The sequence below is a fragment of the Archangium violaceum Cb vi76 genome (assembly GCF_000733295.1).
GTDB lineage: Bacteria > Myxococcota > Myxococcia > Myxococcales > Myxococcaceae > Archangium > Archangium violaceum.
In genome coordinates this window covers 1-23,781 of sequence record NZ_JPMI01000102.1, presented here as the reverse complement: position 1 = coordinate 23,781, position 23,781 = coordinate 1, and the positions used below count along the sequence as shown (strand labels likewise).

17 protein-coding genes and 1 pseudogene are annotated in these 23,781 nt (G+C 67.7%); 10 read left to right on the top strand and 8 right to left on the bottom strand.

The features are described from left to right. From Q664_RS59080 to Q664_RS16250, 7 genes and pseudogenes are all read left to right on the top strand, one after another. A pseudogene (locus Q664_RS59080) lies at positions 1–411 on the top strand (hypothetical protein); the annotation flags it as partial. Positions 412–465: 54 nt separating this feature from the next. Beyond that, complete coding sequence (locus tag Q664_RS16275) at positions 466–1,395, top strand: HEAT repeat domain-containing protein (protein ID WP_043395596.1); 930 nt, start codon at positions 466–468, stop codon at positions 1,393–1,395. A 5-nt stretch (positions 1,396–1,400) separates the two neighbouring features. Continuing rightward, a complete protein-coding gene (locus Q664_RS16270; protein ID WP_043395594.1) occupies positions 1,401–2,003 on the top strand; it encodes a hypothetical protein in 603 nt (200 codons plus the stop codon). Positions 2,004–2,026: 23 nt separating this feature from the next. Then, the gene (locus tag Q664_RS16265; protein WP_043395590.1) at positions 2,027–3,352 is read left to right on the top strand and encodes a homoserine dehydrogenase; all 1,326 of its coding nucleotides are present in this window, start codon (positions 2,027–2,029) and stop codon (positions 3,350–3,352) included. A 107-nt stretch (positions 3,353–3,459) separates the two neighbouring features. Next, on the top strand, positions 3,460–4,464 hold the full coding sequence (locus Q664_RS16260) for a biotin--[acetyl-CoA-carboxylase] ligase (protein ID WP_043395586.1): 1,005 nt from the start codon (positions 3,460–3,462) through the stop codon (positions 4,462–4,464). 15 nt (positions 4,465–4,479) lie between these two features. Then, positions 4,480–5,250, top strand: a complete 771-nt coding sequence (locus tag Q664_RS16255) for a type III pantothenate kinase (protein WP_043395584.1) — start codon at positions 4,480–4,482, stop codon at positions 5,248–5,250. Beyond that, complete coding sequence (locus tag Q664_RS16250; protein ID WP_043395582.1) at positions 5,247–6,419, top strand: hypothetical protein; 1,173 nt, start codon at positions 5,247–5,249, stop codon at positions 6,417–6,419. Before Q664_RS16255 ends, Q664_RS16250 begins: the two co-directional genes overlap by 4 nt. Before the next feature lie 45 nt (positions 6,420–6,464). On the opposite strand, the gene Q664_RS16245 is transcribed toward Q664_RS16250, so the two are convergent. Together Q664_RS16245 and Q664_RS16240 are read right to left on the bottom strand one after the other, a co-directional pair. Beyond that, positions 6,465–7,226, bottom strand: a complete 762-nt coding sequence (locus Q664_RS16245) for an ADYC domain-containing protein (RefSeq protein WP_235216721.1) — start codon at positions 7,224–7,226, stop codon at positions 6,465–6,467. 233 nt (positions 7,227–7,459) lie between these two features. Then, positions 7,460–11,341, bottom strand: coding sequence for a bifunctional serine/threonine-protein kinase/formylglycine-generating enzyme family protein (locus Q664_RS16240; RefSeq protein ID WP_043395576.1), 3,882 nt, complete (start codon positions 11,339–11,341; stop codon positions 7,460–7,462). A gap of 177 nt (positions 11,342–11,518) precedes the next feature. On the opposite strand from Q664_RS16240, the gene Q664_RS16235 reads away from it, so the two are divergent. After that, positions 11,519–12,430 (top strand): hypothetical protein, encoded by a 912-nt coding sequence (locus Q664_RS16235; protein ID WP_043395574.1) that lies wholly within the window; start codon positions 11,519–11,521, stop codon positions 12,428–12,430. Between the two features lie 60 nt (positions 12,431–12,490). After that, positions 12,491–15,454, top strand: coding sequence for a CHAT domain-containing protein (locus tag Q664_RS54865; RefSeq protein ID WP_084609945.1), 2,964 nt, complete (start codon positions 12,491–12,493; stop codon positions 15,452–15,454). A gap of 73 nt (positions 15,455–15,527) precedes the next feature. Here Q664_RS54865 and Q664_RS16225 read toward each other — a convergent pair whose 3' ends face one another. The 5 genes from Q664_RS16225 to ald form a co-directional block, all read right to left on the bottom strand. Continuing rightward, entirely contained in the window at positions 15,528–16,316 is a 789-nt protein-coding gene (locus Q664_RS16225) for a hypothetical protein (RefSeq protein ID WP_043395572.1), read from the bottom strand. A 345-nt stretch (positions 16,317–16,661) separates the two neighbouring features. Continuing rightward, positions 16,662–18,368 carry a response regulator gene (locus Q664_RS16220; protein WP_043395569.1) on the bottom strand — a complete coding sequence of 569 codons (1,707 nt, stop codon included), beginning with the start codon at positions 18,366–18,368 and terminating at the stop codon, positions 16,662–16,664. 182 nt (positions 18,369–18,550) lie between these two features. Then, positions 18,551–19,375 (bottom strand): anti-sigma factor family protein, encoded by an 825-nt coding sequence (locus Q664_RS16215; RefSeq protein WP_043395566.1) that lies wholly within the window; start codon positions 19,373–19,375, stop codon positions 18,551–18,553. A 78-nt stretch (positions 19,376–19,453) separates the two neighbouring features. Further along, the gene (locus Q664_RS16210; RefSeq protein ID WP_043395563.1) at positions 19,454–20,122 is read right to left on the bottom strand and encodes a sigma-70 family RNA polymerase sigma factor; all 669 of its coding nucleotides are present in this window, start codon (positions 20,120–20,122) and stop codon (positions 19,454–19,456) included. A gap of 223 nt (positions 20,123–20,345) precedes the next feature. Beyond that, on the bottom strand, positions 20,346–21,476 hold the full coding sequence (ald, locus tag Q664_RS16205; protein ID WP_043395560.1) for an alanine dehydrogenase: 1,131 nt from the start codon (positions 21,474–21,476) through the stop codon (positions 20,346–20,348). Positions 21,477–21,648: 172 nt separating this feature from the next. Here ald and Q664_RS16200 point away from each other — a divergent pair, with 172 nt between their 5' ends. Further along, on the top strand, positions 21,649–22,953 hold the full coding sequence (locus Q664_RS16200; RefSeq protein WP_043395556.1) for a radical SAM family protein: 1,305 nt from the start codon (positions 21,649–21,651) through the stop codon (positions 22,951–22,953). A 125-nt stretch (positions 22,954–23,078) separates the two neighbouring features. Here the strand turns inward: Q664_RS16200 and Q664_RS16195 are convergent. Then, positions 23,079–23,781, bottom strand: a 703-nt coding sequence (locus tag Q664_RS16195; protein WP_235216720.1) for a response regulator, incomplete at its 5' end; no start/stop codon positions are given.

Here is a 23,781-nt window from a genome sequence, read left to right as displayed (position 1 = left end):
GGTGCCGAGGGTGCCGCCGCCGGTGCCACGCCCGCCGAGGGTGCCGCTGCCGCCGGTGCCACGCCCGACGAGGGTGCCACCGCCGGGGTGACGTCCGCCGAGGGGGGGGCGTCCACCGAGGCCGCCGCCGCGCCCGCCGAGGGCGCCACCGCCGCTCCCGCCGAGGGGGCCGAGGGCCTCGCGGCTCCGGGTGAGGCCACGAGGACGGCCGCCGAGTGGCAGTCGCCCTTCCCGAGTGTGGAGAGCGCCGCCACGGCCGAGGCCCAGCGCACCGCCGCGGAGGAGTACGCCCGGGTGGCCGCCGAGAAGGCCGCGTCCGCCGCCGAGGGAGCCCGTGCGCCCTCGGAGCCCGAGCCCTCCAGCGGGCCTGCTTCCTCGGGGAGCGGCTCGCCGGAAGGTGGAAACGCCTGAGGTTCTCGCGCTCCTGCGTGAGAGGAGCGCGGGACTGCGTTAGGGTAGGCCGGTATGAAGCCCGGCCTGCTCATTGTCTTGATGGCGGTGATGCTCGGCGCCTGCCGTTCCCGGGAGCCGAGCTTTCCGGTCGCGCGCATCTCCATCCAGGGCGCCACGTTGGTCGACAACGGCCTGATCGGTTGGGCCTCGCCGGACGTCCAGGAGCTCCTCGCCCGTACCCTGCGCGACAGCCGCCGCTTCGAACTCCTCGAAGCGGGCGACAAGGGCGGGAAGGACCCGCGCGCCCAGAACGCCTGGTCCCTGACGCTCGAGCTGCCCTTCACCCGTGAGGCGCTCAAGGACGGCAGCGCGTACTCCTTCGCCGAGGTGGGGGTCACCCTCTCGATGGAGCGCCAGGGCGAGGAGAGCGATCAGCGCTACCAGGTGGTGGGGCTGGGCGAGGTGCGCGTGGAGCGCAAGGACGCCGAGACCCGGCGCGAGGCCCTGCGCGAGGCCCTGCGCCGCGCGCTCACCCATGTGACGCAGGCGGCCGTGCTCCAATTGGCGGCGGTGGAGCGCCCGGACGCGGCACTGGTTCAGGATTTGAAGTCCCAGGATGACCGCGTCCGCGAGTTCGCGCTGCGCGTGCTCGCCGAACGGCGCCACCCCGCGGCGGCGCCGCTGCTCATCCGCCAACTCGGGGAGGACGATCCCCAGATGGTGCGCCAGGCCATCGGCGCGCTGTCGGAGATGAAGTCGCGGGAGGCCGTGCCCGCGCTCATCGATCTGGTGAAGGACCGGGAGGTCCGCTTCGTGCAGGAGGTGGTCTTCGCCATCGGGGAGATCGGCGGACCCGAGGCCGAGGCGTACCTCTTCACGGTGGCCCAGGGGCACGACCAGCCGGATGTACAGGCCGCGGCCCAGCGGGCACTGGATACACTCCTGGCATCACGCAAGCTCTCTGCACCGGAGGCGCGCGGCAAGGACCGCGCGGAACACTGACACCTATGAAGCTTTCGTCTGTCGTACGGTGGGGTCTCGGGGCCTCGCTGCTGGTGGTGGGTGCTGGCGCATGCTCCTCGAGCCGGCAGCAGGTGCTCGAGCAGGAGACCCGTCCCGCTGATTCCCTGGCCGCGTACTACCCGCTGGCCGTGGGCAACCGCTGGACATACCGGGTCAACGGCCGCGCGGACCGGACGGTGGACGTGCAGGTGCTCAAGGAAGAGGACGGGTACTTCCACGACAACCAGGGCGGGCAGCTCTCCGTGGACGGCTTCGGGGTGCGCGACCGCAAGCGCTACCTGCTGCGCGGTCCGCTCACCGAGGGCAACCAGTGGACCAACGTGGTGTCCGTGTCCTCCACCGAGCGCTACCAGATCCTCCAGGCCGGGGTGCCCTGCGAGGCGCCCGCGGGCTCCTTCCAGAATTGTGTGCGGGTGGAGGCTCGCAACCGCGTGGATGCGCAGACGACCCTGGTGAACGCGCTCACCTTCGCCGAGGGCGTGGGCCTGGTGCGCATCGAGGTGTCCGCCGAGAAGAGCAACGGCGAGCGCCTGCCGCAGACGTGGTTGGAGCTGGCATCCTTCAAGCTCCAGGAATCGGGACGCTGAACACACGCAGGGGAGGGAATCACATGAAGGAGATCGGCATCGCCCTGCTGGGACTGGGCAACGTGGGACTGGGGACGTACCGGATCCTCGCCAACCACGCGAAGGACATCGAGCGCCGTCTGGGCGCACGGGTGCGAGTGCGCCACGTGCTGGTGCGCAACGCGGGCAAGGCGCGGCCGGAGGACGTGCCCGCGTCGATCATCACCCATGACATCAAGACCATCCTCGACGACAAGGAGGTCTCCGTCGTGGTGGAGGTGATGGGCGGGCTGAGCCCCTCGCGTGAGTACCTCGAGCAGGCCATTGCCTCGGGCCGCCATGTGGTGACGGCGAACAAGGCGCTGCTGTCGGCGCACGGGGAGGCGCTCTACTCCAAGGCGCTGGCGAGCGGGGTGGACGTCCACTTCGAGGGCGCCGTCTGCGGTGGCATTCCCATCATCCGCACGCTGCGCGAGGCGCTCGCCTCGGACCGGGTGGAGTCGCTCACCGGCATCGTCAACGGCACCACCAACTTCATCCTCTCGGCCATGGCCAACGAGGGGGCCAGCTACGCGGACGCGCTCCGGCGCGCGCAGGAGCTCGGCTACGCGGAGGCGGATCCCACGCTGGACGTGAGCGGCATGGACGCGGCGCAGAAGCTGTGCCTGCTGGCCTCGCTGGCCTTCTCCGCGCGCGTGTCCCCCGAGTCCATCCTCGTGGAGGGGATTACGAGCCTCACCCCCACGGACATCTCCTACGGGCGCGAGGCGGGGTATGTGCTCAAGCTGCTCGCCACGGCGCGCCGGGCCCCCGAGGGCCTGGACGTGCGCGTGCACCCGGCCTTCATCCCCGCGGCCAGCCCCCTGGCGGACGTGAGCAGCGCCTTCAACGCGGTGCTGCTCCAGTCCGCGGCGCTGGGCGCCTCGCTCTACTCGGGCCGGGGCGCTGGAGATCTGCCCACGGGCAGCGCGGTGGTGTCCGACATCATCGACACCTGCCGCAACCTCCTGGCCGGCGTCTCCGGGCGGCTGCCGCTGCCGTGCCCGCCCCATGTCCACGATGTGCCCCTGCTGCCCTCCGGTGAGCGCCGCGGGCCCGTCTACCTGCGCTTCTCCGTCAGCGACGAGCCCGGCGTGCTGGGGCGCATCGCCAGCGTGCTGGGCGAGAAGGGGGTGAGCATCAACTCGGTGCTCCAGCGCCCGCCCCGTCCCGAGGACACCCACGCCACCATCGTCGTCTTCACCCATGACACCCGCGAGGCGGAGGTGGTGGCCGCGGTGAAGTGGATCGACTCGCTGCGCAGCACACGTGCACCTACCCAGGTCATCCGCATCGAGGAAGGTCCGGGAGTGTTGCTCGCCAGTCGTTAGGAGGGCAGGCGGGCATCCGAGCGAAGGTCCACCCACCGGCGGGGCCTGTTGAAAGCGGGGCCGCCGATCCCTACCCTGGGGGCCCTTTTCCCAGGGAGGTTCGCCGCATGGGTGTCACCGAGAACGCCGAGCAGACGCAGCAGGAGATCATCCTCGGCTTCCTCGTGGACGGGCGGGATGAGTTCCTCTCGGGCGAGGCGCTCTCCGCCAAGCTGGGCCTGTCCCGTACCGCGGTGTGGAAGCACGTGCAGTCACTGCGCGAGAAGGGCTACCGCATCGACGCCGTGCCCGCGCGGGGCTACCGGCTGGTGGACGTGCCGGATCGGCTCTCGCCGCTGGAGCTGGCGCCGCTGCTGTCCACCCATGATCTGGGCCAGAGCATCCACTTCCATGACTCGCTGCCGTCCACCAACGAGGCCGCCTTCCGGCTGGCCGCGGACGGGGCCGAGCACGGCGAGGTGGTCATCACCGAGCAGCAGACGGCGGGCAAGGGCCGCCGGGGCCGCGCCTGGGCGTCGCCCCACGGGTTGAACCTGTACTTCTCCGCCATCCTCCGGCCGGAGCTGCCGCCGCAGCGCGCTCCCGAGCTCACCCTGGTGGCCGCGGTGGCGCTCGCCGAGGCGCTGCGCGAGACCGACGCCGAGGCCCTCATCAAGTGGCCCAACGACGTCCAGATTGGCGGCCGCAAGGTGGCGGGCATCCTCACCGAGCTGTCCGCGGAGCCGGAGCGGGTGCACTTCGTGGTGCTCGGCATCGGCGTGAACCTCAACGCGGGCCCCGAGCACTTCCCGCCCGAGGTGGCCCCCACCGCCACCTCGCTCTCCCAGGCGCTGGGCCGGCGCGTCAACCGCGCGCTCTTCACCGCTTCCCTCTGGGGCCGCCTGGAGGAGTGGTTGGATCTGCACCTCGAGGTGGGCTTCGGCCCGGTGCGCCAGCGCTGGAAGGAACTGTCCGCCACGCTGCGCCAGGAGGTGCTGGTGCGTACCGGCGGGTCGGAATTGCGCGGTGTGGCTGAAGACATCGACACGTCGGGTGCACTGTTGGTGCGGACGGCGGGGGGCACGCTGGAAAGGGTGCTCGCCGGGGATGTGGAGCAACTGCGGCCCCGCTAGACTGCGCGGCGAGCCATGCTTCTCGCCATCGACGTCGGCAACACCAACACGGTGCTCGGGGTGTACGAAGGCAAGCGTCTCCTGGACCATTGGCGTCTGGAGACGAGTGCCCGCCGCACGTCGGATGAGTACGGCATCCTGCTGCGTCAGCTCTTCGAGTCGAGCGGGATAGCGCCGGACAGGGTGCGCGCGGTGGCGGTGTCCAGCGTGGTGCCGCCGCTGCAGTTCAACCTGGAGCGGATGAGCGAGCGCTACTTCAAGACGCGCCCCATGTTCGTCGGGCCCGGGGTGAAGACGGGCATGCCCATCCTCTACGACAACCCGCGCGAGGTGGGCGCGGACCGGATCGTCAACGCGGTGGCCGCCTACGACAAGCACCACCAGGGCCTCATCGTCGTGGACTTCGGCACGGCCACCACGCTGGACGCGGTGACGCCCCGGGGCGAGTACCTCGGCGGAGCCATCTGCCCCGGCATCAACATCTCCATGGAGGCGCTCTTCCAGAACGCCTCGAAGCTGCCGCGCGTCGAGCTCGCCCGGCCCCCGCACGTGGTGGGCCGCAACACGGTGCACTCCATCCAGTCCGGCCTCTTCTACGGCTACGTGGGCATGGTGGATGGCATCTGCGCCCGCATCCAGTCGGAGCTCGGCTTCGACACGCGGGTGGTGGCCACGGGAGGCCTGGCGCCCCTGGTGGCCAGTGCGTCCTCACACATTCACGAAGTCGACGAGTTCCTCACGCTCGAGGGTCTCCGCATCATCTACGGAAGGAATCACGCCTCATGAGCACCCCTCCCCAGCAGATCCCCGTGGCCCCGGCGGGTTGTCCCATCACCGCCGAGTTCCTCCCGCCCAACATGCGCAAGCACGTGGATCCGGCCGCGCCCGTGCCCCTGCGGATGATGGCCGCCAAGGCCATGGTGCCGTTGGCGCCCTCGGACATGCTCGGCGCCCTCTTCATGCTCACGTTCGATGCGGACGCGGCTGTGCGGGAGACCGCCGCGAAGTCGGCCGCGGCCCTCCCGGATCGTTTCTCCGCGGGCCTGCGCGACGAGGGTGTCGCGGCCCCCGTGCTGGGCTGGTTCCTCTCGCTGCTGTCCGGCAAGGACGCCCTGGCGGAAATGCTCGTGCTCAACCCCTCCACGCCGGATGACGCCGTGGCCGAGGTGGCGCGCACCTGCAGCGCGAAGATCGCGGAGATCATCGGACAGAACCAGTTGCGCGTGTTGCGCTCCGAGAACCTCATCCGTGGCCTGTGCGCCAACCCGAATGCGACCCAGTCGCTGATCGACAACGTGTGCGACTTCGCGGTGCGCAGCGGCATGGCCGTGGCGGATGTGCCCCAGATGCAGGCGGCCCGCGTCCGCGTCTTCGGACCCTCCGCCGCGCCGCCCGAGCCCGGTCCCACCGCCGAGGAGATCCTCCAGGAACTCGAGGACGCCACGCCCAAGACCGCCGCCGCGGGTCCGGCGGCCGAGGCGAAGGAGGGGGAGGATCCCACGGCCGCCATTCCCGAGGCCAAGAAGCTCAGCCTCACCCAGCGCATCATGAAGATGAGCATCGCCCAGAAGATCAAGCTGGCGACGCTGGGCAACAAGGAGGCGCGCAGCTTCCTCATCCGCGACACCAACAAGCTCGTCTGCACGGCGGTGATCCGCAGCCCTCGCATCACCGACGGCGAGGTCCTCAACTGCGCCACCAACAAGGCGGTCAACGAGGAGGTGCTGCGCATCATCTACAACAGCCGCGAGTTCACGAAGAACTACAAGATCAAGATGGCGCTGTTGAAGAACCCCAAGCTTCCGCTCGCCGTGGGCATGAAGTTCCTCAGCACCCTGCGCGAGAACGACCTCAAGGATCTCAGCCGGGACAAGAACGTTCCGTCGGGCCTCCAGGGCGTGGCCAAGAAGATGGTGGAGAAGAAGAACGAGCCCAAGAAGGACGACGGCAAGTAGGGCTCGTTCATGGGGCGGGGGCCCGGATGGAGCGCTGGCCGGCGCTCACGGGCCCTTGCCATAGGAGCGGTTGCGGAGCATCGCCGGAGCGGTGCCCGCGTCCTTGCGGCGTACCGCGCAGTGGTCTCCGTCGCCGAGGTCCCTGGCGTCCGGCTCGAACCGGCCGGGACACTGCGCCAGGATCGTCTCCACCGCCTGCCCACCCCGCGTGCGAGCCAGGCACCAGGCGCCCTCGGGTGTCCACGCGGCTTCGAAGGAGGCCCGAGCGGGGTTCCAGCCTCGCGAGGTTTCCGTGGTCCGGGTGCTCACCGCCAGGTCATCGTACATGTCGATGGGGCTGTCCTCGTGGGTGTGGCTGCTTCCGTCGCCGCAGTAGTCTGCCCGGGCCATGCGTGTGCAGGCCTGATGCAGATCCGCCAGTGAGCGTCCGTCCTTGGTCGCCCAGGGCGCGTAGCCCCAGCTGATGCACTTGGCGATGGCACCGTTCTCACACGCGAAGGTGAACTTCCCCGGCATCTCCTGACGGGCGCCTGTCTCGTTCCAGATCCCTTGCACCGCGAGCGCTCGCGGCGAGGGGACCCGGCCCGTGGCGACGCACGGGTTCTCCCAGGTGGCGCTTCGCGCATTCCAGAGCTCGATGCGGTACCAGACCATCGATGGATCGTGGGGCGAGGGCTCGGCGCCGCACAGGGCCACCTCCACGGGTTGTCCGTCGCTGGCGGTTCCCTGGAACACCGCGCCCACCAGCTTCTCGGGTGCCCGTGTCCCAGCCACCAACCGTCCCTTGTCGAGACGCAGGCCCTTCAATGAGGTTCCTCTCCGTTTCACCCCGCGCATGTCCACCGAGGCCAGCACACTGCTCCTTTCCTCCGCGGGCACCGTGCGTCCAGTCCCCCAGAGCAGCGTGCCCTGGGGCCACACACTGCGTTGGGGCCCCTGGCCCTGACAGGGCCGCGTCCGTCCACTTGTCTGCTTTCGCTGGGGTTCGCCGGCGAGTGTGGGTGCACCCATCAGAAAACAGACGAGCATGAGCAATCTCTTCATATCGGACCTCCGCATAACCGGACGCCAACCCTGACGTCACGGGCCTTCAGGGTGAAGACCTGGCGATTGGCAATCAACGTGCCGACTTCTCCGTAATACCAGGCGCCACCACGTAGCACGATGTCCGGGATGTCTGGCGTCACGGAGCGGGTCATCTCGAAAGCGTTGCCTGCCATTCCCAGGAGTCCAAAGGGGCTTGGTGAGCCCGAGTGGGCGTCCACCTCGTCGGGCCCCATGGCATCCCTTCCGTGGGTCTCGTCGATGTTGGCATCATCCTTTTGCAATGCGTTGCCGTGCGGATGGATGCGGGCATCGGCACCGCGGGCGGCGCGCGTCCACTCCAATTCATTGCACAGGCGTGCTCCCGGCAGTCGTCCGGAGCGGTCGAGCCAATCGAGGTAGTCTTCGAGCTCCCGGGCGGAGATGCCCGTCAGCGGGAAGCGGCGCCAGTTCTGTTCCTGGTGATGATTCCGGCCGGGGTAGCGAATGGGCTCGCCATCCCGAGCCGTGAGTACCTTCCCATCCTCAAGGCGGAAGGTGAAACGCCAGGTGCCATCGGGCAGTCTTCGCAGCCCGAGCGCGTTGCCAGTGCCTTCCCGCATTGCGGAGAGGAGGCGCATTTGTTGCGCGGCAGGCCGGGTATCGAGGTAGGTCAGCCAATCACCCAGCGTGGCCTCGGTTCGCCCGATGAGGTAGCCCTTCTCGAGGCAACGCGGGTTCAGCGGGGCACTGAGCTCGAACTTTCGCATCACTTCCGGGCTGGTGCTGCCCATGAGGGAACAGCCGGGAGGGATGTAGACGTACCCTTCGGGCACCGTGGAAGGAAGTTCCAGATGGACCTTCTGGGTCGTGCCCCGCCCGAGCAGCACGGGCATTTCGACGGGTGCATGCCCCGCGAGCGTGAAGCGGAGTTGATAGGAACCGGCCGGTAGTGCGTTCCAGTTCATCGGTGTCTGGGCGGGTGCGGCCTGGCCGGGCACGCTCTCCCGCCGCAGCCGTCCCCCTTCATCCACATAGCGGGTGAGCTCGACGCTCGCGCCCGGCGGCCGGGTTTCGACTTCGAGTCCGGCTGGGGCGTCGAGCCGTTGCAGCCACTCGGAGTCCCTGGCCGCCAACCGCCTGAATTGCTTCTCGAACCGGGCCCGCTCGGTTGTCCGATGAAAGTTCTCGGCGAGCTCGAGCCGCTCATGGGTCAGACGGATGAGGAACAGGCGCGCGTCCTCATGGTCGTGGGCGCGCTCGAGGATGTGCTCGAGTGCCTCCTCGGCCTGGGCGAAGGCGGCATCGGCCCGTTCGAGCTCGTTGAGCGCCTGCGCCCATTGTGTCTCGGCGCGCGACCGGAGGTCCGGACGTATCGGTGTTGCACCAGGGAGGGGGAGGAGAGTCGCATTGAACTGCGCGATCGCTTCATCCCGGCTCTTGCTGGCGTTCTGGCTCAGCGCCCTCCCCAGTTCATATGCGTCCCGTGCGGTGACCATCCGGGCGTTGACGAAGCGCTGCGTCTCCAGGTGTGTCTGCAGCCGCGGCCCGCCATAGATGCCTCCCGCAACGAGCACGAGGAGGAGCGCCACGCCCCAGCGGCGCATTTGCTGGCGGCGGATGGCACGGCGGGATGCATGGAGGAAGTCCTGTTCGCGTGCTCCCAGGGTGGTGGGCTCGAGCGCTCGCGCCTCGTCGAGTTGCCGCTTCCGCCAGAGGAAGTCTGGGGAGTGTTCCAGGCGTGCCCACTCGGCACTCGCGGTCTCGAGGCGCTGCCGGAGAGCACCCTGGCCGGCGTCCTCATCGAGCCACTGTCGCAGCGTGCCCCAGCTCGCGATGAGGGCTTCATGGGCGATCTCGTATCGCGTCTGGCCACCTGTGAAGCGCGCGTGAAGGAGGCGTCCTTCCACGAGCGTGCGCAGGGCGGCGCGTGCCTCGTCCGAAGCCGTGGTGAGCTCCTCCTCGCTCCGCTCACCGCGGGTGCCGTCTGTCGTGATGAGGAGGCCAAGCATGCGGCGTGCGGCCTGCTGGGCGGTGGGAGGGAGACGTGCGAGCACACCATCGGCATGCTGGGACAGTGCTCCGGCCAATCCACCCATCGCGTCGAGCGCGGCCTGGGTGATGCGGGCCTGGGCCGGATCCCGGCGCTCCCACAATTCGGCGAGAGTGAACTGGAGCAACGGCAGGCTGCCCGCGCTCCGTGCCGTGGCCTCGACGAGCATCTGGAGGAGAGCCTCGGACTCGAATGCCACTCCACGGCTGCGAGCGGGGCCGACGATGGCCTCGCGGATTCCCTGGGTGGTGAGGGGCCGGAGCAGGTAGAGGGCGCGCTCGACTTCCGCGCCCAGACCGGGGAGAGCACCGAGGCGCGTGAGGAAGTCGCCGCGTACCGCGAGCAGCATGCGCACGCCCACCGCTGGCAAGGTGAGCTCGCCGAGAATGCTGGCGAAACGTGCTGCCTGGGTGGGCTCGCTGAGGGTGACGAGCTCCTCGAGCTGGTCGACGAAGAGGAGCAGGCCGCGCCCTTCCTGGTGGACGGCACGCAGCGCTGACCCCAACTCACCGGGAGATTCGGTGAGCCATGCGAAAAGCTCGGATTCCGTCCGACGGAGCACGGGCGCGAGCGCGGAGGCAAGGGCCGTGAGTGGACGGCGGCCAGGTTCCAGCGTGAGGAGGGTGAAGTCGCGGTACTCGTCCAGCGCGCCCTGGGCGACGTGAGGCAGGATTCCGGCGCGGCACAGTGAGGACTTGCCAACACCCGAGTCACCCGCGACGAGGACACACGGCCGGCGGCGAAGGCGTTCGAGCACGGCGCGAATGTCGGCGTCACGGCCGAAGAAGAGCGCGCGGTGCTCGGCTTCGAAGGGCGCGAGGCCCCGGTAGGGATTGCCCGTGGCGGGCTCTTCTGGCTCGAGGAGATGCTCGATTGCAGTGCACAGTGTCTCGGCTGAGGCGAAGCGCTCCTCTGGCTCCACGCGAAGGCAGCGCTCGATGAGCGATGCGAAGTCGAGGTCGATGCCCGGCACGCTCGCGGTGAGTGGGGGAAGGACGGGCGGAGTGTTCGGGTGCCGGGGGGGAAGGAGACCCGTGCAGAGTTCGTAGAGAACCAGCCCCAGGGAGTAGATGTCGCTCCGAGGTGTCGTGGGTGCTCCACGGAAGAGCTCGGGTGCCATGTAGCGCGGCGTGCCCGCGACGGTGCGCCCACCCTCCGATTCCAGGGGAGTCGCTGCCCCGACGAGCTCAGCCAGTCCGAAGTCGAGCAGCTTCACCTCGCCCTCGTGGGTGAGGAGGATGTTGGCGGGTTTGATGTCGCGGTGCAGGACGCCCTGTCGATGGGCCGCCGAGAGCCCGCGGGCCAGACCGAGGCCCAGTCGGAGGGCATGCCGCCAGGGCAGAGGCAAGGCCAGTTCATCCAGGCTATGGCCATCGAGGTACTCGGAGACGATATAGGGCCGACCTCCAGCCTCGCCCACACGGAACACCGTGACGACGTTGGGATGCTGCAGGCGGGCGATGGCGCGAGCCTCGCGCTGGAAGTGCTCGCGAAGCCGGGGATGGGGTTGAGATGCGGCGATGAACTTCACCGCCACCCTCCGGTCCAGGGAGCGGTCATGCGCGAGATAGATGACCCCCATCGCGCCACGTCCGATGGGACGTTCCAGACGGAACTCATCGAACTCGGTGGGAGGCATCCATCCGGAGGAGGGGAACTCTGTTGAGTCCTCGGGCCCACTCCCGGTTTCCAGATACGCGCCCGCCCGGACGAGCGTGACGAGGAGGTTGCGGCACGGCGGGCAGTTCGCGGTGTGCTGATGAGCGCGTGACAGTTGCTCCGGCGCCAGCCGTCCGTCGAGCAGCTCGGCGAGGAACTCATCTGTCAGACATTGAGAGTCAATCATCTCGTTGTCTCCTGGCTTGAGAAATCCAGGAAGGAGTCTCGAATGTGTCGATTCTCCAGCACGGGCGGAACCGGCGCGGGGCACAGCCCGTGAAAAGACGACATTTCCCGAGTTCATTTCAGCAAGGTTGTGATGATGCGGAAATAACGATGGTTAGGTTGATGGTACGGGGGGACGATGGAGGGAAAGCCCAGTCTCACGAGGATCTTTCTCGAGCATGTGCCGGTGCGTGTCGGGGTTCCGGCGGATGCCATTGATTTCGAGGAGCAGCTTCGTTGTGCATGGGAGGCGGGCCGTGATCCATGGCCGCAAGTGGCCTTGCCCGCGAATGCCTTCGTGCGCCATCTGGCCCAGCGGGTAGCGGAGACCAGCGAGGGGCTCCCGCTTGCACGGGTGCTTGCTTCATTTTCCCTGAGTGACCTCTATCTCGCTTGTGCTTGCGTCCATGACGTGCCCGCGTCCATCGACATGCTGGAGCGCCACTACATGGCGAAGCTGCCAGCGCTGCTGGGGTCCCTCAAACTGCCTGACACGGTGCTCGATGATGTGTGCCAGTTGGTCCGCATCCATCTCCTGTTGGGCACGAACGAGTCGAGGCCCCAGCTCGTCGCGTACAGGGGCAGTGGTTCGCTTCTGAGTTGGATGCTGGTCATCGCCACGCGTATGGGCTCCAGACAGGTCGGCCCGGCCTGGGAGTCAGTTGCTCAAGAGAACGTCATCGCTGCTATCGAGGCCATGCCGGATCCCGGAGGTGATGCGGGACTCGAGCTCCTCAAGCACCGCTATCGCCGCGAGTTCCGCCGGGCCATGTATGAGGCCTTCGCCGAGCTGTCGAGTGAGGAGCGGAATCAGATCTGGCTCCACTACATCCAGCGTGTCTCGACGACCAGGATGAGCGAGAAGTTTGACGTGCACCAATCCACCATCTCACGCTGGCTCAAGGGCATACGGGATACTGTCCATGATGGGACGAAGCGCCGTCTCCAGGAGTGGCTCGGCCTGAACTCCGACGAGTTCGTGAGTCTCTTTAACATCATCGAGAGCCAGCTAGATCTCAGCCTCAGCCAGGTTTTCAAAGAAGCGGAGTGAAGTACCTCCTCGCCACGCGCGGACCCGGCGGGCAGGCCCGTTGGGTCCGGGTCATTCCCCATGGTCCAGAATCCCTGTGTAACTCGTTCATGTCGTGTCTCGTTTCACGCCCTGGCCTCAGCGGCGCTCATCATTTGGGGTTGCGCGGCATGTACGACGCTGGAGAACACGCCGGTAGACGCGGGGCTGGTGGAGGCGGAACAGGCATTTGACGAGGGGCGGCGGCTCGAGGAGGCGGGGCGGTATGTGGATGCGATGCCGCTCATCGAGCGAGCCTTGAAGCTGCGAGAAGCGGCTCATGGGGAGTCGCACCTGGAAGTGGCCAGTTGTCTCCACCTGCTTGGTGTCATTCATCTGAAGCGTGGGGATCATGGGCGCGCTGAGCAATACCTTCAGCGCGCATTCGCGATTCGGGAAGCTGCTCTGGGCGGGGGCCATCCTGACAATGCTGCTTCCATGAGCAGCCTGGCCGACCTTCATATGAGCCTGGGACGATTCGAGCGGGCCGAGCCGTTGTATGGACGTGCGCTCGCGATCCGGGAATCAGTCCTCGGCAAGAACCATCCCGATGTTGCCGCCGCTCTCAACGATCTGGCGGAGGTCTACGCGAGCATGGGGCACTATGCGAGGGCGGAGCCCCTTTATGCTCGCGCGCTCGAGATCCAGGAATCCGTTCTGGGCAAGAGCCATCCCGACATCGCCAACTCGCTTTCCAGTCTTGCCCGCCTTTATGTAAGACAAGGGGATTACGCGCGAGCTGAGCCCCTGTTCGAGCGCGCACATGCGATCTCGGAAGCGGCTCTTGGCGAGAACCATCCCGATGTCGCACGCTCGCTCCACAACCTCGCCAACATCTACCTGGAGCAGGAGAAGTCCGACAAGGCGGAACCGTTGTATGAGCGTGCGATCGCGATACGGCGAGCCTCCCTCGGCGAAAATCATCCCCTCGTCGCCTCCTCGCTCAACAACCTCGCCATTCTCTATAAATGGAAGGACGACTACGTACGCGCCAGGCAACTGTATGAGCGCGCACTGGAGATCAGGGAACTGTCTCTTGGCAAGAACCATCCTGACGTCGCGCCCTCGCTCCAGAATCTTGCCAACCTTTCCATGAGGCTGGGGGACTACACTCGGGCTGAACCGCTGTACGAACGCGCCCTCGAGATCCGGGAGGCGACGCTCAGTCAGAATCACCCTGACATCGCTCAATCGCTCAACGACCTCGCCCGGGTTCACCTGGCCAAACGAAACCTGGCCGAGGCCCTACCGCTCCTGGAGCGTGCTTTCGCTCTCCAGGAGGGGCACCTTCGCCAGGAATCCTTCGGCTTCTCCGAGGCACGGCTGTCGAGTGTTCTCGACCATCTTCGTTCGGGTGAGGAGTACCTCTACGCGCTCGTTCGCGCGTACCCGAACAATGCTCATGCCCAGCGGCTCGCGCTTTCCGCCGCACTCCTCCGCAAGGGCCGATCTGTCGAGGAAGTTGCCCACACGTCCCGTATCATCTATCGGGGGCTTGGCCAGGCTGATCGTGAAGCCTATGAGCGCCTGAGGACCTTGCGCACCCAACTCGCTGAGCTGTCGTTGGCGCGTCCCGGTTCACTCTCGTCCGGCGATCACCAACAGCGCATCCAGGAACTCACCCGGCAAGGTGATGCCCTCGAAGCCGACCTTGCCCGGCGCTCGGCACCGCTTCGCGCTCTCTTCGAATTGCCACCTCCTGGGGTACTCGTCGAGCGTGTGGCCAAGGCCCTTCCTGGCGATGGTGCACTCGTCGAGTTCGTCTCGTACGAGGACAGCCCCCTGGTTCCCAGGCCAGGTTCTTCTCACACGGAGACTCCGAGTGAGCCGCGCTATCTCGCCCTCCTGCTTTTCGCGGACGGCCGCACCGAAGCCATCGATCTGGGTCCTGCTGCGCCCATCGACCGGGCCGTCCAGCGCCTGCATGAGGCAATCGAGCATCGTTACGTCTCCTATCAATCCAGGGCCCGCGCACTCCATGCGCTCGTCTTCCGCCCCCTGATGCCATCGATTGGAAAGGTACGGCGGCTCTTCCTCTCGCCAGATGGCCAGTTGGCCTTGGTTCCCTTCGCCGCTCTCCACGATGGTCGCCAATTCCTGGCGGATGGAATTGACATCACCTATCTCACATCCGGCAAGGATCTATTGCCTCGATTCGAGGGCATCTCCCCCGTGCAATCGGTCGTCGTCCTGGCGGATCCGGCCTTCGGCCCGGTCCCGGATTCGAGCTCCGCGAAGAATGAGGGTGACCCCTCGACAACCGAGCGCTCCGCCTTCATCGAGCGTTTCTTCCCCATCCTGCGCTCGGAGGCTGTCGATCGGCCCTGGCCGCCTCTGCCTGGCACTCGTCAGGAGGCTGAGGCCATCCAACGCATGTTGCCGCAAGCCCAGGTATTGATGGGCCCCGCGGCTACCAAGGCCGCGTTGTTGAGGCTGGCGACACCAGGGGTGTTACACATCGCCACTCACGGCTTCGTCGGAGAGGGCAATGCTCCGAATGTCACACGTGCGGTGCACAGCTTTGGCGCCGCTGGTGAAGCGAGTCCGTCACACCTCCCGGCCGATCCGTTGTTGCGTTCGGGGTTGGTGCTCGCGAGTAGTGCTCGCTTCCGTCGTGAGGATTCGTTGGTGACAGCGCTGGAACTGGCCGGCCTGGACTTGTGGGGAACGCAGTTGGTGGTGCTGTCGGCCTGTGACACCGGGCGTGGTGACATCAAGCCGGGCCAGGGCGTCTATGGACTGCGCCGTGCGCTGATGGTGGCTGGGGCGCAGACGCTGGTGACGAGCTTGTGGAAGGTCAATGACAAGACGACGCATCAGCTCATGGAAAACTATTACGGCCATCTGCTAGCTGGCCAGGGCCGTGGCGCTGCCCTTCGCTCGGCCATGAGGGAGTTGCGCCAGAAGAAGCCGCATCCCTACTACTGGGCGCCGTTCATCGCCATCGGCCAGGACAAGCCCCTTCAGGGGCTGGTCCCGTCTGCCGGGGTGCGTTCAACTCCTTGAGTGGTGCGGGAACGCGCCCTGGAGGATGGCTATCGATGTTGCTTGATAGCCGTCCTCGGATGGCTCGAAGCCCTCAGAAGCAGCGGGCCTTGGTGGCAACGGCGGAAGCCGAGGCATTCCCGCCGAGGTACCAGGAACCCGACGACGAGTAGATGTCGATGTAGTCGTTCACGCTGTCGAAGCGGCCCGCCATGTACGTCAACGCGCAGACCCTGCCCGAGGTGACACCCATGTGCGTGTCGTAGTTCTGGTTCGAGCTCCAGGAGTACTCGCCGCTGTAGGTGCCCACCGTGACGCACCGGGCCTGCGCGCCGCCATCGCCCTTCGCCGAGTCACCGAACAGGAACCACGAGCCTCCGCTCGCATAGACGCGGGCCCAGTCCGCACCGCTGTCGAAGCTTCCGGAGACGCGCACCAGGTAGCACACCCGGCCCGCGGTCGTGCCCATGTTCGTGGGCAGCTTCTGCCCCGCTTTCCAGACGTACTCGGCGGAGAGAACCGTGTCGCTGGCCTTGGCCGCGCACCGGGCAATGGCCCTCGTATCGCCGCCACCCTTGAGGTACCAGCTTCCTCCCGATGCGAAAACGTCCACGGCGCTGCCCGCGCTCGCGAAATTCCCCCGGATGCGGTTCAGGAAGCAGATCCGATCCGCCGTCGAGCCCATGGAGGTCGCATCCGCGGGCGCGATCCAGGAGTGGGCCCCCATGCTGCCCAGCTCCTGCGTTGCGGTACCCAGCGTGGGCTCGCTGGCGGCCGTCCCCTGCGGCCCCGTGCTCTGTTCGTCCTGCATGTCCTCCGGGCCGCAGCCCCCCAGGATGGTGGCGGCCAACGGCAACACAACGGCGAAGTGACGCAGCTTCAAAACGGAACTCTCCTTGATTTCAGGTGCGGGAACCCAAGCGCTCCAGTGCACCTGCTCATCAAGAAGAGACAGGCTGCGAAAAAACCATGCAGCGGGCCTTTTCATGAGCTTGACAACTGCTTGCTTGCCTTACGGGCATTCAGCACGGGATGTCTGTCCATGCGACACGCTGGGGGCTGGGGAGCGCGATAAGCGTGCGCTCTACACAGTCCTCACCACAGCCATGGGCTCAACCCGGGGCTCTCGATACCCTCACCCCGTCCCTCTCCCGAGGGGAGAGGGGTGGTGACTCGGTGGGGCAGGGGACTCCAGGGGAGCGAACTTCACTCCGGCGACGACTCGACTTCAGGCGACGGCTTCCTCGTCGTCCTCGACCGCCGGCTGCTCCTCGAGGAGCTGCGTGGCGATCGCCAGCGCCTTCTTCGTCTTCTCGCGCAGCTTCTCGTCCGACTTGATGCGCGTGTACAGCCTCGCCACGCGATCCTCGTTGCGCGCCACCTGCTCCTCCATCTCGGTGATGCGCTTGCGCAGCTCGTCCGCCTCCTGGCCCGCCTGCGCCTTCACCGCCTCCAGCTCCTCGCGCCAGCTGTCGCCCTCGCTCCTCGCCGCCGCCAGCTCCGCGTCCAGCTGATCCGCCCGCGCCCTCAGCTCCTCCACCTCGCCCGCCTGCGCCTGGTACTGCTCCACCTCGGTCTCCAGCGCCGTCGCCCGCGCCGTGGCCCCTCGCGCCTCCTCCTTCGCCGCCGTCAGCTGCTGCTCCACCCGCCGCCGCTCCGCCATCAGCTGATCCGCCTTCGTCTTCAGCGTCTTCAGCTCCGCGTCCCGCCGCGCGATCTCGTCCGTGGCCCCGTTGGCCTGCTGCTCCAGCGCCAGCAGCCGATCCTGCTGCTCGACGATCTCCTGCTCCTTCTGGTTCAGCTCGCTCTTGAGGCGGAGGATCTCCCGATCCTTCCGGTTGGACGCCTCACGCAGCGCCAGCGTGGCCGAGTCGTTCTTGCCCACCGAGGCCTTCGCCGTCTCCAGCTCCGTGCTCTTCGTCTCCAGCTCGGCCTCGAGCTCCTGCACTCGCGTCTCCGCGGTGCTGGTCTGGTTCCGGGCATCCTCCAACGCGCCTTCCAGCTCGAGCACCTTGGCGCGCAGGTTGCGCAGCTCGGCCGCGTCCGCCGCCGACATGGCCGGAGCCGCGGGCGTCGCCAGCGCCCCACGGGGCGTGGCCACCGGAGGCGTGGGGCGGGGCGCTGGCGTGGCCGCCACGGGCGCCGGAGCCGGCCTGGCCACCGGAGCCGGAGTGGGGCGCGCCACCGGAACCGGGGCGGGCTTCGGGGCCGGTGCTGGCGGAGGCTCCGGCGGCATGAAGCCCACCACCGTCTTGTCGCTGTCCATTCCCAGCGAGTCGAGCGCGTTGTCGTCCTCGCTACCCCCCAGGCCATCCAGCCCGGAGAAGTCGTCCTCGGGCGAGCTCAGCTCCGGCGGAGCCTCCACCGGCTCCTCGATGCTGCCCGTCACCGGCGGCTCGTCCACGCTGTCCCCGAAGGGGTTGTCCAGCAGCGCCAGCTCCTCGCCGTGGCTCTCCAGCGGCTCGCCCTCGATGGCCAGCTCCTCGCCCTGCACCGGCTCGTCGCCGAGCCCATCCAGTCCGCCCAGGCTCAGGCCGTCATCGACGACCTCTCCCGCGGGCAGCTCCGGGAAGCCGATCAGCGCACCCGCGCGATCCACCAGCTCGTCGGCGTTCACCGGCTTGGCCACGTAGTCGTCCGCGTGCGCCTTCAGCTTGCGGTGCTGCGCGAAACCGTCCGGGTTGCCGATGATGATGATCGGAATCGCCTTGAGATCATCGTCCTTCTTCAGCTTGCCGCAGATCAGATAGCCGTTCTGCCCGGCCGAGAGATCCACCGCGAGCACCACCAGCTCGGGCCGATCGCGGCGGATCTGCTCCACGCTGCCCTTGCCGTCAGTGGTCTCCTGCACCGCGAAGCCACGGGCCTCCAGGGCCTGCCGCAGGTTCGCGGAGAGGGCGGTGTCACTTTCGACGATCAGGATGTTCTTGGACATGGAAGGGCTGCCGGACCTGTTGGGGCGTGCGCGTCCCTCGTCGGAGACGAGGAACGGCGGCGCTGGAAAACTCGCTCGGGAGGCTATCGGTGCCTACCGGGACCGTCAATCTTCGGTCCAGCCGGATTTCCAGGCAGTCCAGCTCGCGGGGCAGGCGAGCGGCCCGCGCGCGCACGCTTGCTTCAGGGCTGTAGCGCCACGGGCCGCGCGGCAACATCCGGCGACACCGGGCGCGACGGCCGGCTCTTCGCCGCCGCCTGCTCGGCCACCATGCGGCGGATGTCCGATTCGTCCAGGTCGCTCACCAGCTCGTAGACGATCTCCTCATCCCGCCACACCGCCACGTTGTACCCGTGGCTGGAGCCCACCTGTACGGAGGGCAGGGGAGGGGCCTCCACCTCGCGCTTGGCGTCATCGAAGACGAACAAGCCGATGCGCCGGGCCGGAGCTCCCTGCTTGTCCGCGTTGCGCTCGTAGCTGATGTACGCGGCGGGGCGATCCGTCACGTTGGAGATGCGCGCGCCGGACAACTGCACGTTGGGCAGCCGGGGCACGGAGACACGGTGGTCCAACTTGCCGTCGAACCAGGCCTCCACGTGCTCGTGTCCGCCCGCGACCTCCACCGGCAGCTGCCGGGCGTGCCGCCGTGCGGCGTCATCCACGAAGCGCTGACGCTGCTCGGGCCGCAGCGCCATCCACGCGCCGCCAGCCATCAGCACCACCACGGCCGCGGCGCTCGCGCGCAACCACCCCATCTGCGTGTCGCGGCGCTGCTCCTGGCGGATGCCCAGTTGGATTCGCGCCCGCAGGGCGTCCGGGGCGCGGGTGGATTCCACCGCGTGACGCGCGGCCCGGCGCAGCGACTGCTGCATCCGGAGCTCCATGTTCACCCGCTGCGCGCACTCGGCACAGCCGGTGAGATGCGCTTCAACTTCCAGCCGCTCCTCGGGCTGAAACTCGCCGTCGAGGAACGGGTACAGGATGGAATCGAGTTCCTGGCAGGTCATGAGCGCTCAGGGCGGGAGATGGTTGGGGTCCCGTGGGAAATATCGTGAAGAAATATTTCCGGGGCCATCAACCTCGATCTACCCCACCTTCTTCCTGCGTCGGTAATCATCGAGACTCGTTGTCGAGCCCGCGGCGGCCGTGCCCTCCTCGTTGGCCGCCTCGGCCCCCTCCTGACGCAGCACGCCAGAGCCCTGTGCGTACTCGCGCAGCGTCTTCTGCAGCAGCTTGCGTCCGCGGAACAAACGGCTCATCACCGTGCCCACGGGACACTCGAGGATCTCCGCGATCTCCTTGTAGGAGAACTCCTGCAGGTCCGCGAGGATGACCACCAGCCGGAAGTCGATGGGCAGCGCGTCGATGGCGCGCAGCACGTCGTCCGACAGGAGACGATCGAAGAAGTACTGCTCGGGGTTGGCCGCGAAGTCCGTGGCGTCCCGGCTCACGAAGCGCTCGTGCACGGCCTCGCGCTCCACACCTTCCACCACACTGCGCTCCTTCACCTTGCGCCGGTAGCGGTTGATGAAGGTGTTGGTGAGGATCTTGAAGAGCCAGGCCTTGATGTTGGTGCCGCGCTCGAACTTGTCGAAGAAGCGGTAGGCCCGCATGCAGGTGTCCTGCACCAGGTCCTCGGCGTCCCGCTCATTCTTCGTCAGCCTCAGGGCCGCGGAGTATAGCGGATCGAGGTGGGCCAGGGCCAGTTCCTCGAATTCCTGCTTCGTCCGGTTGTTCTGCCTGAAGTCCAGCATGCTCCCGCCTTCCAGAGGCCCGAAATTACAGGCAATTGAGTCGTTACCTACCCGGCAATGTATGCACGGGAACAGACTGGGCAACAACACAAAGCCCGCTGGCGCCGTTTGCACGGCTGCCCCAGCGGGCGGGAGACAACCGGCGGGGAGAATTATTCCCTGATTTGGGAGCAACCCCTCCGCCGGGGTGTCGCAGTGTGGAGTACTGGAGACTACCGGCTGACTAGCGGCCCTTCGCGCCGATGGCGTCGAAGATGGACATGTAGTTGTAGCCGAGATCCTTGGCGACGGCCTCGTAGGTGACCTGGCCGTTGTAGGTGTTGAGGCCGCGGGCCAGGGCCTTGTCGGCCTTGATGGCCTCGACGAGGCCCAGGTCGGCGATCTTCCGGGCGTAGGGCCGGGTGGTGTTGGTGAGGGCGAAGGTGGAGGTCTGGGGCACCGCGCCGGGCATGTTGGCCACGCAGTAGTGCACCACGCCGTGCTTCACGAAGGTGGGGTTGTCGTGGGTGGTGGGCACGCACGTCTCGATGCAGCCGCCCTGATCCACCGCCACGTCCACCACCACGGAGCCGGGGCTCATCTCGGCCACGAGGGCCTCGGAGACGAGCTTGGGGGCCGCGGCGCCGGGGATGAGCACGCCGCCGACGACGATGTCCGCCTCGCGCACGCTCTTGGCGATGCTCTCGGTGTCCGAGGCCAGCGTGGCCACGCGGCCGAGGAACACGTCATCCAGGTAGGTGAGGCGCTCGAGGTTGACGTCGAGGATGGTGACCTCGGCGCCCATGCCCACGGCGACCTTGGCCGCGCAGGTGCCCACCACGCCACCGCCGATGATGGTGACGCGGCCACGGCGCACGCCGGGCACGCCGCCCAGGAGGATGCCCTTGCCCCCGTGCGCCTTCTCCAGGCACGCGGCGCCGACCTGGATGGCCATCTTGCCGGCCACCTCGGACATCGGCTTGAGCAGCGGCAGCGAGCCGTCATCCAGCTGGATGGTCTCGTAGGCCACCGCGGACGCCTTCTTCTTCACCAGGGTGCGCGTGAGCTCGGGGTCCACGCCGGACAGGTGGAAGTAGGTATAGACGATCTGCCCGTTCTGGATGCGCTCGTACTCGGGCGCGATGGGCTCCTTCACCTTGACGATCATCTCGGCGCGCTTCCAGACCTCGTCCGCGCTCGGGACGATCTGCGCGCCAACGCGCTGGTACTCCGAGTCGGGGATGCCGGAGCCGACGCCGGCGTTCGTCTCGACGAGGACCGTGTGGCCCGCGCTCGTCAGGGCGCGAACGCCCGCCGGAACCATGCCGACACGGTACTCGCGGGTCTTGATCTCCTTGGGGACTCCGACAATCACTTGAGCTGCCTCCGAAATGTCCGCAATAAGGGACGCAAAAGCGGGCGGACCCTAGGCAGGGGCCCTGGGGGAGTCAAGACGCGGTCCGGCAAGGCGCCCTCCGGCGAACCATACGGTTCGTGAATGCGCGACGCGTCGAAAGGTCCGCCCGGCAGTGATAGTTAACGAGGTCATGACTTTGGCACCGAAGCTGCTGTTCGCGGACCCGAAGGGTCGGGTGATGGAGCACCCCTATCTGCTGGCCACGTTGCGCAGTGGGGAAGAGCTCGTTCCCCCACAGGACAAGCCCATTCCCCTGCCGTCCGCTGGCCGGCTCGTCCACCTGCCGGGCCGGCTGCCCGTGGGCATCGATCCCGAGACCGGGGAGCTGGAGCTGGTCCGCGAGATCAAGATGAACGGGAAGACCTTCGTGCCCAACGCGGTGGGCGCGCTGTTGCCCCCCGGCTACACGCGGACGTTCCTCCCTGGCGAGGTGAAAGCGGACGGTCCGGTGCTTCCGCAGTGGGCCTATACCGCCGCCGCCTGGGGCGAGGACGGCCCGGTGGCCTGGGCCATCCACACCGACAAGCGCTCGCACTGGGATCCGGAGAAGTACTCCACCCCCGAGCTGAAGAAGATCGTGGACGCGCACCTGGCGCGCTTCCCCGGCAACCGCGTGCTCAAGCAGCTCACCACGTGCGCGATGCTGTACCGGTGCTTCACCTCGCAGAACATCTTCTACGTGCGCGACGAGGGCGCCATCCCCGCCTCGGTGATGTGCAACGCGCGCTGCGTGGGGTGCATCTCGGATCAGCCGGCGGATGGGCCTCCCGCCTCGCACGAGCGCATGAATGACGGGCCCACCGGCGAGGAGATGGGGCGGATCGGCCTGTATCACCTGGAGAACGCGCCGGGCCGCACCATGGTCAGCTTCGGCCAGGGCTGCGAGGGCGAGCCGCTCACCCGGTGGAAGTTCATCGCCGAGGCCATCCGCTACATGCGCGAGCGCACCTCGCGCGGCTCCATCAACATCAACACCAACGCGAGCCTCACGAAGGGACTCGAGGCGCTCTTCGATGCGGGGCTGGACGCCATCCGCGTGTCGCTCAACTCGGCGTCGAAGGAGCTCTACGAGGCCTACTACAAGCCCGTGAAGTACGGCTGGGAGGACGTGGAGGCATCCATTGCCCTGGCGCGTGAACGCGGGGCGTACCTCGCGCTCAACCTGCTGCTCTTCCCGGGCGTCACCGATCGCGAGGGCGAGGTGAAGGCCCTGGAGCGGCTGGTGAAGAAGTACAAGGTGGACCAGGTGCAGACGCGCTCGCTGTGCATCGATCCCATCCAGTACCTGGAAGTGGCGCGCGACAAGGGCGCGGGCGGAGAGCCCGTGGGCATCCGCACGCTGCTGCGCCGGCTCAAGGCGGCCCGGCCGGGGTTGATCATCGGCAACTTCGCGCGCGGGCTCGAGGAGCGGGAGAACGCGGCGCGCACCCGATGACAGGCTCGTTGAAGTAGGTCCTGTCAGGGGGGGAGGGCTTCCGGTGGCGCTCGGGAGCAACTGGTCCGACTGTTGGACCAGTTGGCGCGCATCGCCGCCGGAAGGTGCTTCGGAGCGAGGGCGGGCTACTCCTGGAGCTCCTTCGCGACCAGGTGGCCCAGCACGGCGTCCTTCGGCACGTAGCCGTCGGCACCGGCCTCGCGGCAGATGCGCTGCAGCTCCTCGACGTTCTCGCCGGAGCACAGCAGCACCTTGATGCCCTTGAAGAGGCTGTTGCTCTTGATGAACCGGCAGAACTGCTCGCCGTTCACGTTGGGCATGCGCACGTCCAGCAGCACCAGGTCCGGACGCGTCTGCTTCTTCAGGATGATCTTCGTCGCCTTGTCCGCGGAGTCGGCGATGTGCACCTCGAAGCCCTTGCTCACCAGGTCCGCTTCGATGATGCGCGCCGTCATCTCACTGTCATCGACGATGAGGATGCGGGGCTTCCTACCGGCGGCCGCCGCCATCTTCGCGGCCGAGGGGAATCCACCCGTCGCGGCCGGAGCCGGAGTGGCCGCCGCAGCGGGTGCGGCCGCCGGGGCAGGGGACGCCGCCGGAGTGTGGGCGGGCGCGGCCGCCTGAGGCGCCACGGGGACCGGAGCCGGGCCATGCGCGGCGGGAGCCGGCTGGGCCGTCGCCGTGTGGGCCGCCGGAGCCGTGGGATGCGCCGCGACGGGAGCCGCGGGCCTCGCGGGCGCCGTCGCCGGAGGAGCGGCATGCGCCGGAGCCGTGGTGCGCGGGGCCGTCGGAGCGGGGTGGGCGCCCGCCGCCGGAGCGGGGTGCGCA

What these genes read in the sequence shown, in the direction of transcription:
- Q664_RS16250 (WP_043395582.1), top strand. Translation starts at nt 5,247, where the DNA reads ATGAGCACCCCTCCCCAGCAGATCCCCGTGGCCCCGGCGGGTTGTCCC.
- Q664_RS16265 (WP_043395590.1), top strand. Translation starts at nt 2,027, where the DNA reads ATGAAGGAGATCGGCATCGCCCTGCTGGGACTGGGCAACGTGGGACTG.
- Q664_RS16235 (WP_043395574.1), top strand. Translation starts at nt 11,519, where the DNA reads ATGGAGGGAAAGCCCAGTCTCACGAGGATCTTTCTCGAGCATGTGCCG.
- Q664_RS16260 (WP_043395586.1), top strand. Translation starts at nt 3,460, where the DNA reads ATGGGTGTCACCGAGAACGCCGAGCAGACGCAGCAGGAGATCATCCTC.
- Q664_RS16240 (WP_043395576.1), bottom strand. Translation starts at nt 11,341, where the DNA reads ATGATTGACTCTCAATGTCTGACAGATGAGTTCCTCGCCGAGCTGCTC.
- Q664_RS16255 (WP_043395584.1), top strand. Translation starts at nt 4,480, where the DNA reads ATGCTTCTCGCCATCGACGTCGGCAACACCAACACGGTGCTCGGGGTG.
- Q664_RS16200 (WP_043395556.1), top strand. Translation starts at nt 21,649, where the DNA reads ATGACTTTGGCACCGAAGCTGCTGTTCGCGGACCCGAAGGGTCGGGTG.
- Q664_RS16275 (WP_043395596.1), top strand. Translation starts at nt 466, where the DNA reads ATGAAGCCCGGCCTGCTCATTGTCTTGATGGCGGTGATGCTCGGCGCC.
- Q664_RS16220 (WP_043395569.1), bottom strand. Translation starts at nt 18,368, where the DNA reads ATGTCCAAGAACATCCTGATCGTCGAAAGTGACACCGCCCTCTCCGCG.
- Q664_RS16210 (WP_043395563.1), bottom strand. Translation starts at nt 20,122, where the DNA reads ATGCTGGACTTCAGGCAGAACAACCGGACGAAGCAGGAATTCGAGGAA.
- Q664_RS16270 (WP_043395594.1), top strand. Translation starts at nt 1,401, where the DNA reads ATGAAGCTTTCGTCTGTCGTACGGTGGGGTCTCGGGGCCTCGCTGCTG.
- Q664_RS16215 (WP_043395566.1), bottom strand. Translation starts at nt 19,375, where the DNA reads ATGACCTGCCAGGAACTCGATTCCATCCTGTACCCGTTCCTCGACGGC.
- Q664_RS54865 (WP_084609945.1), top strand. Translation starts at nt 12,491, where the DNA reads ATGGTCCAGAATCCCTGTGTAACTCGTTCATGTCGTGTCTCGTTTCAC.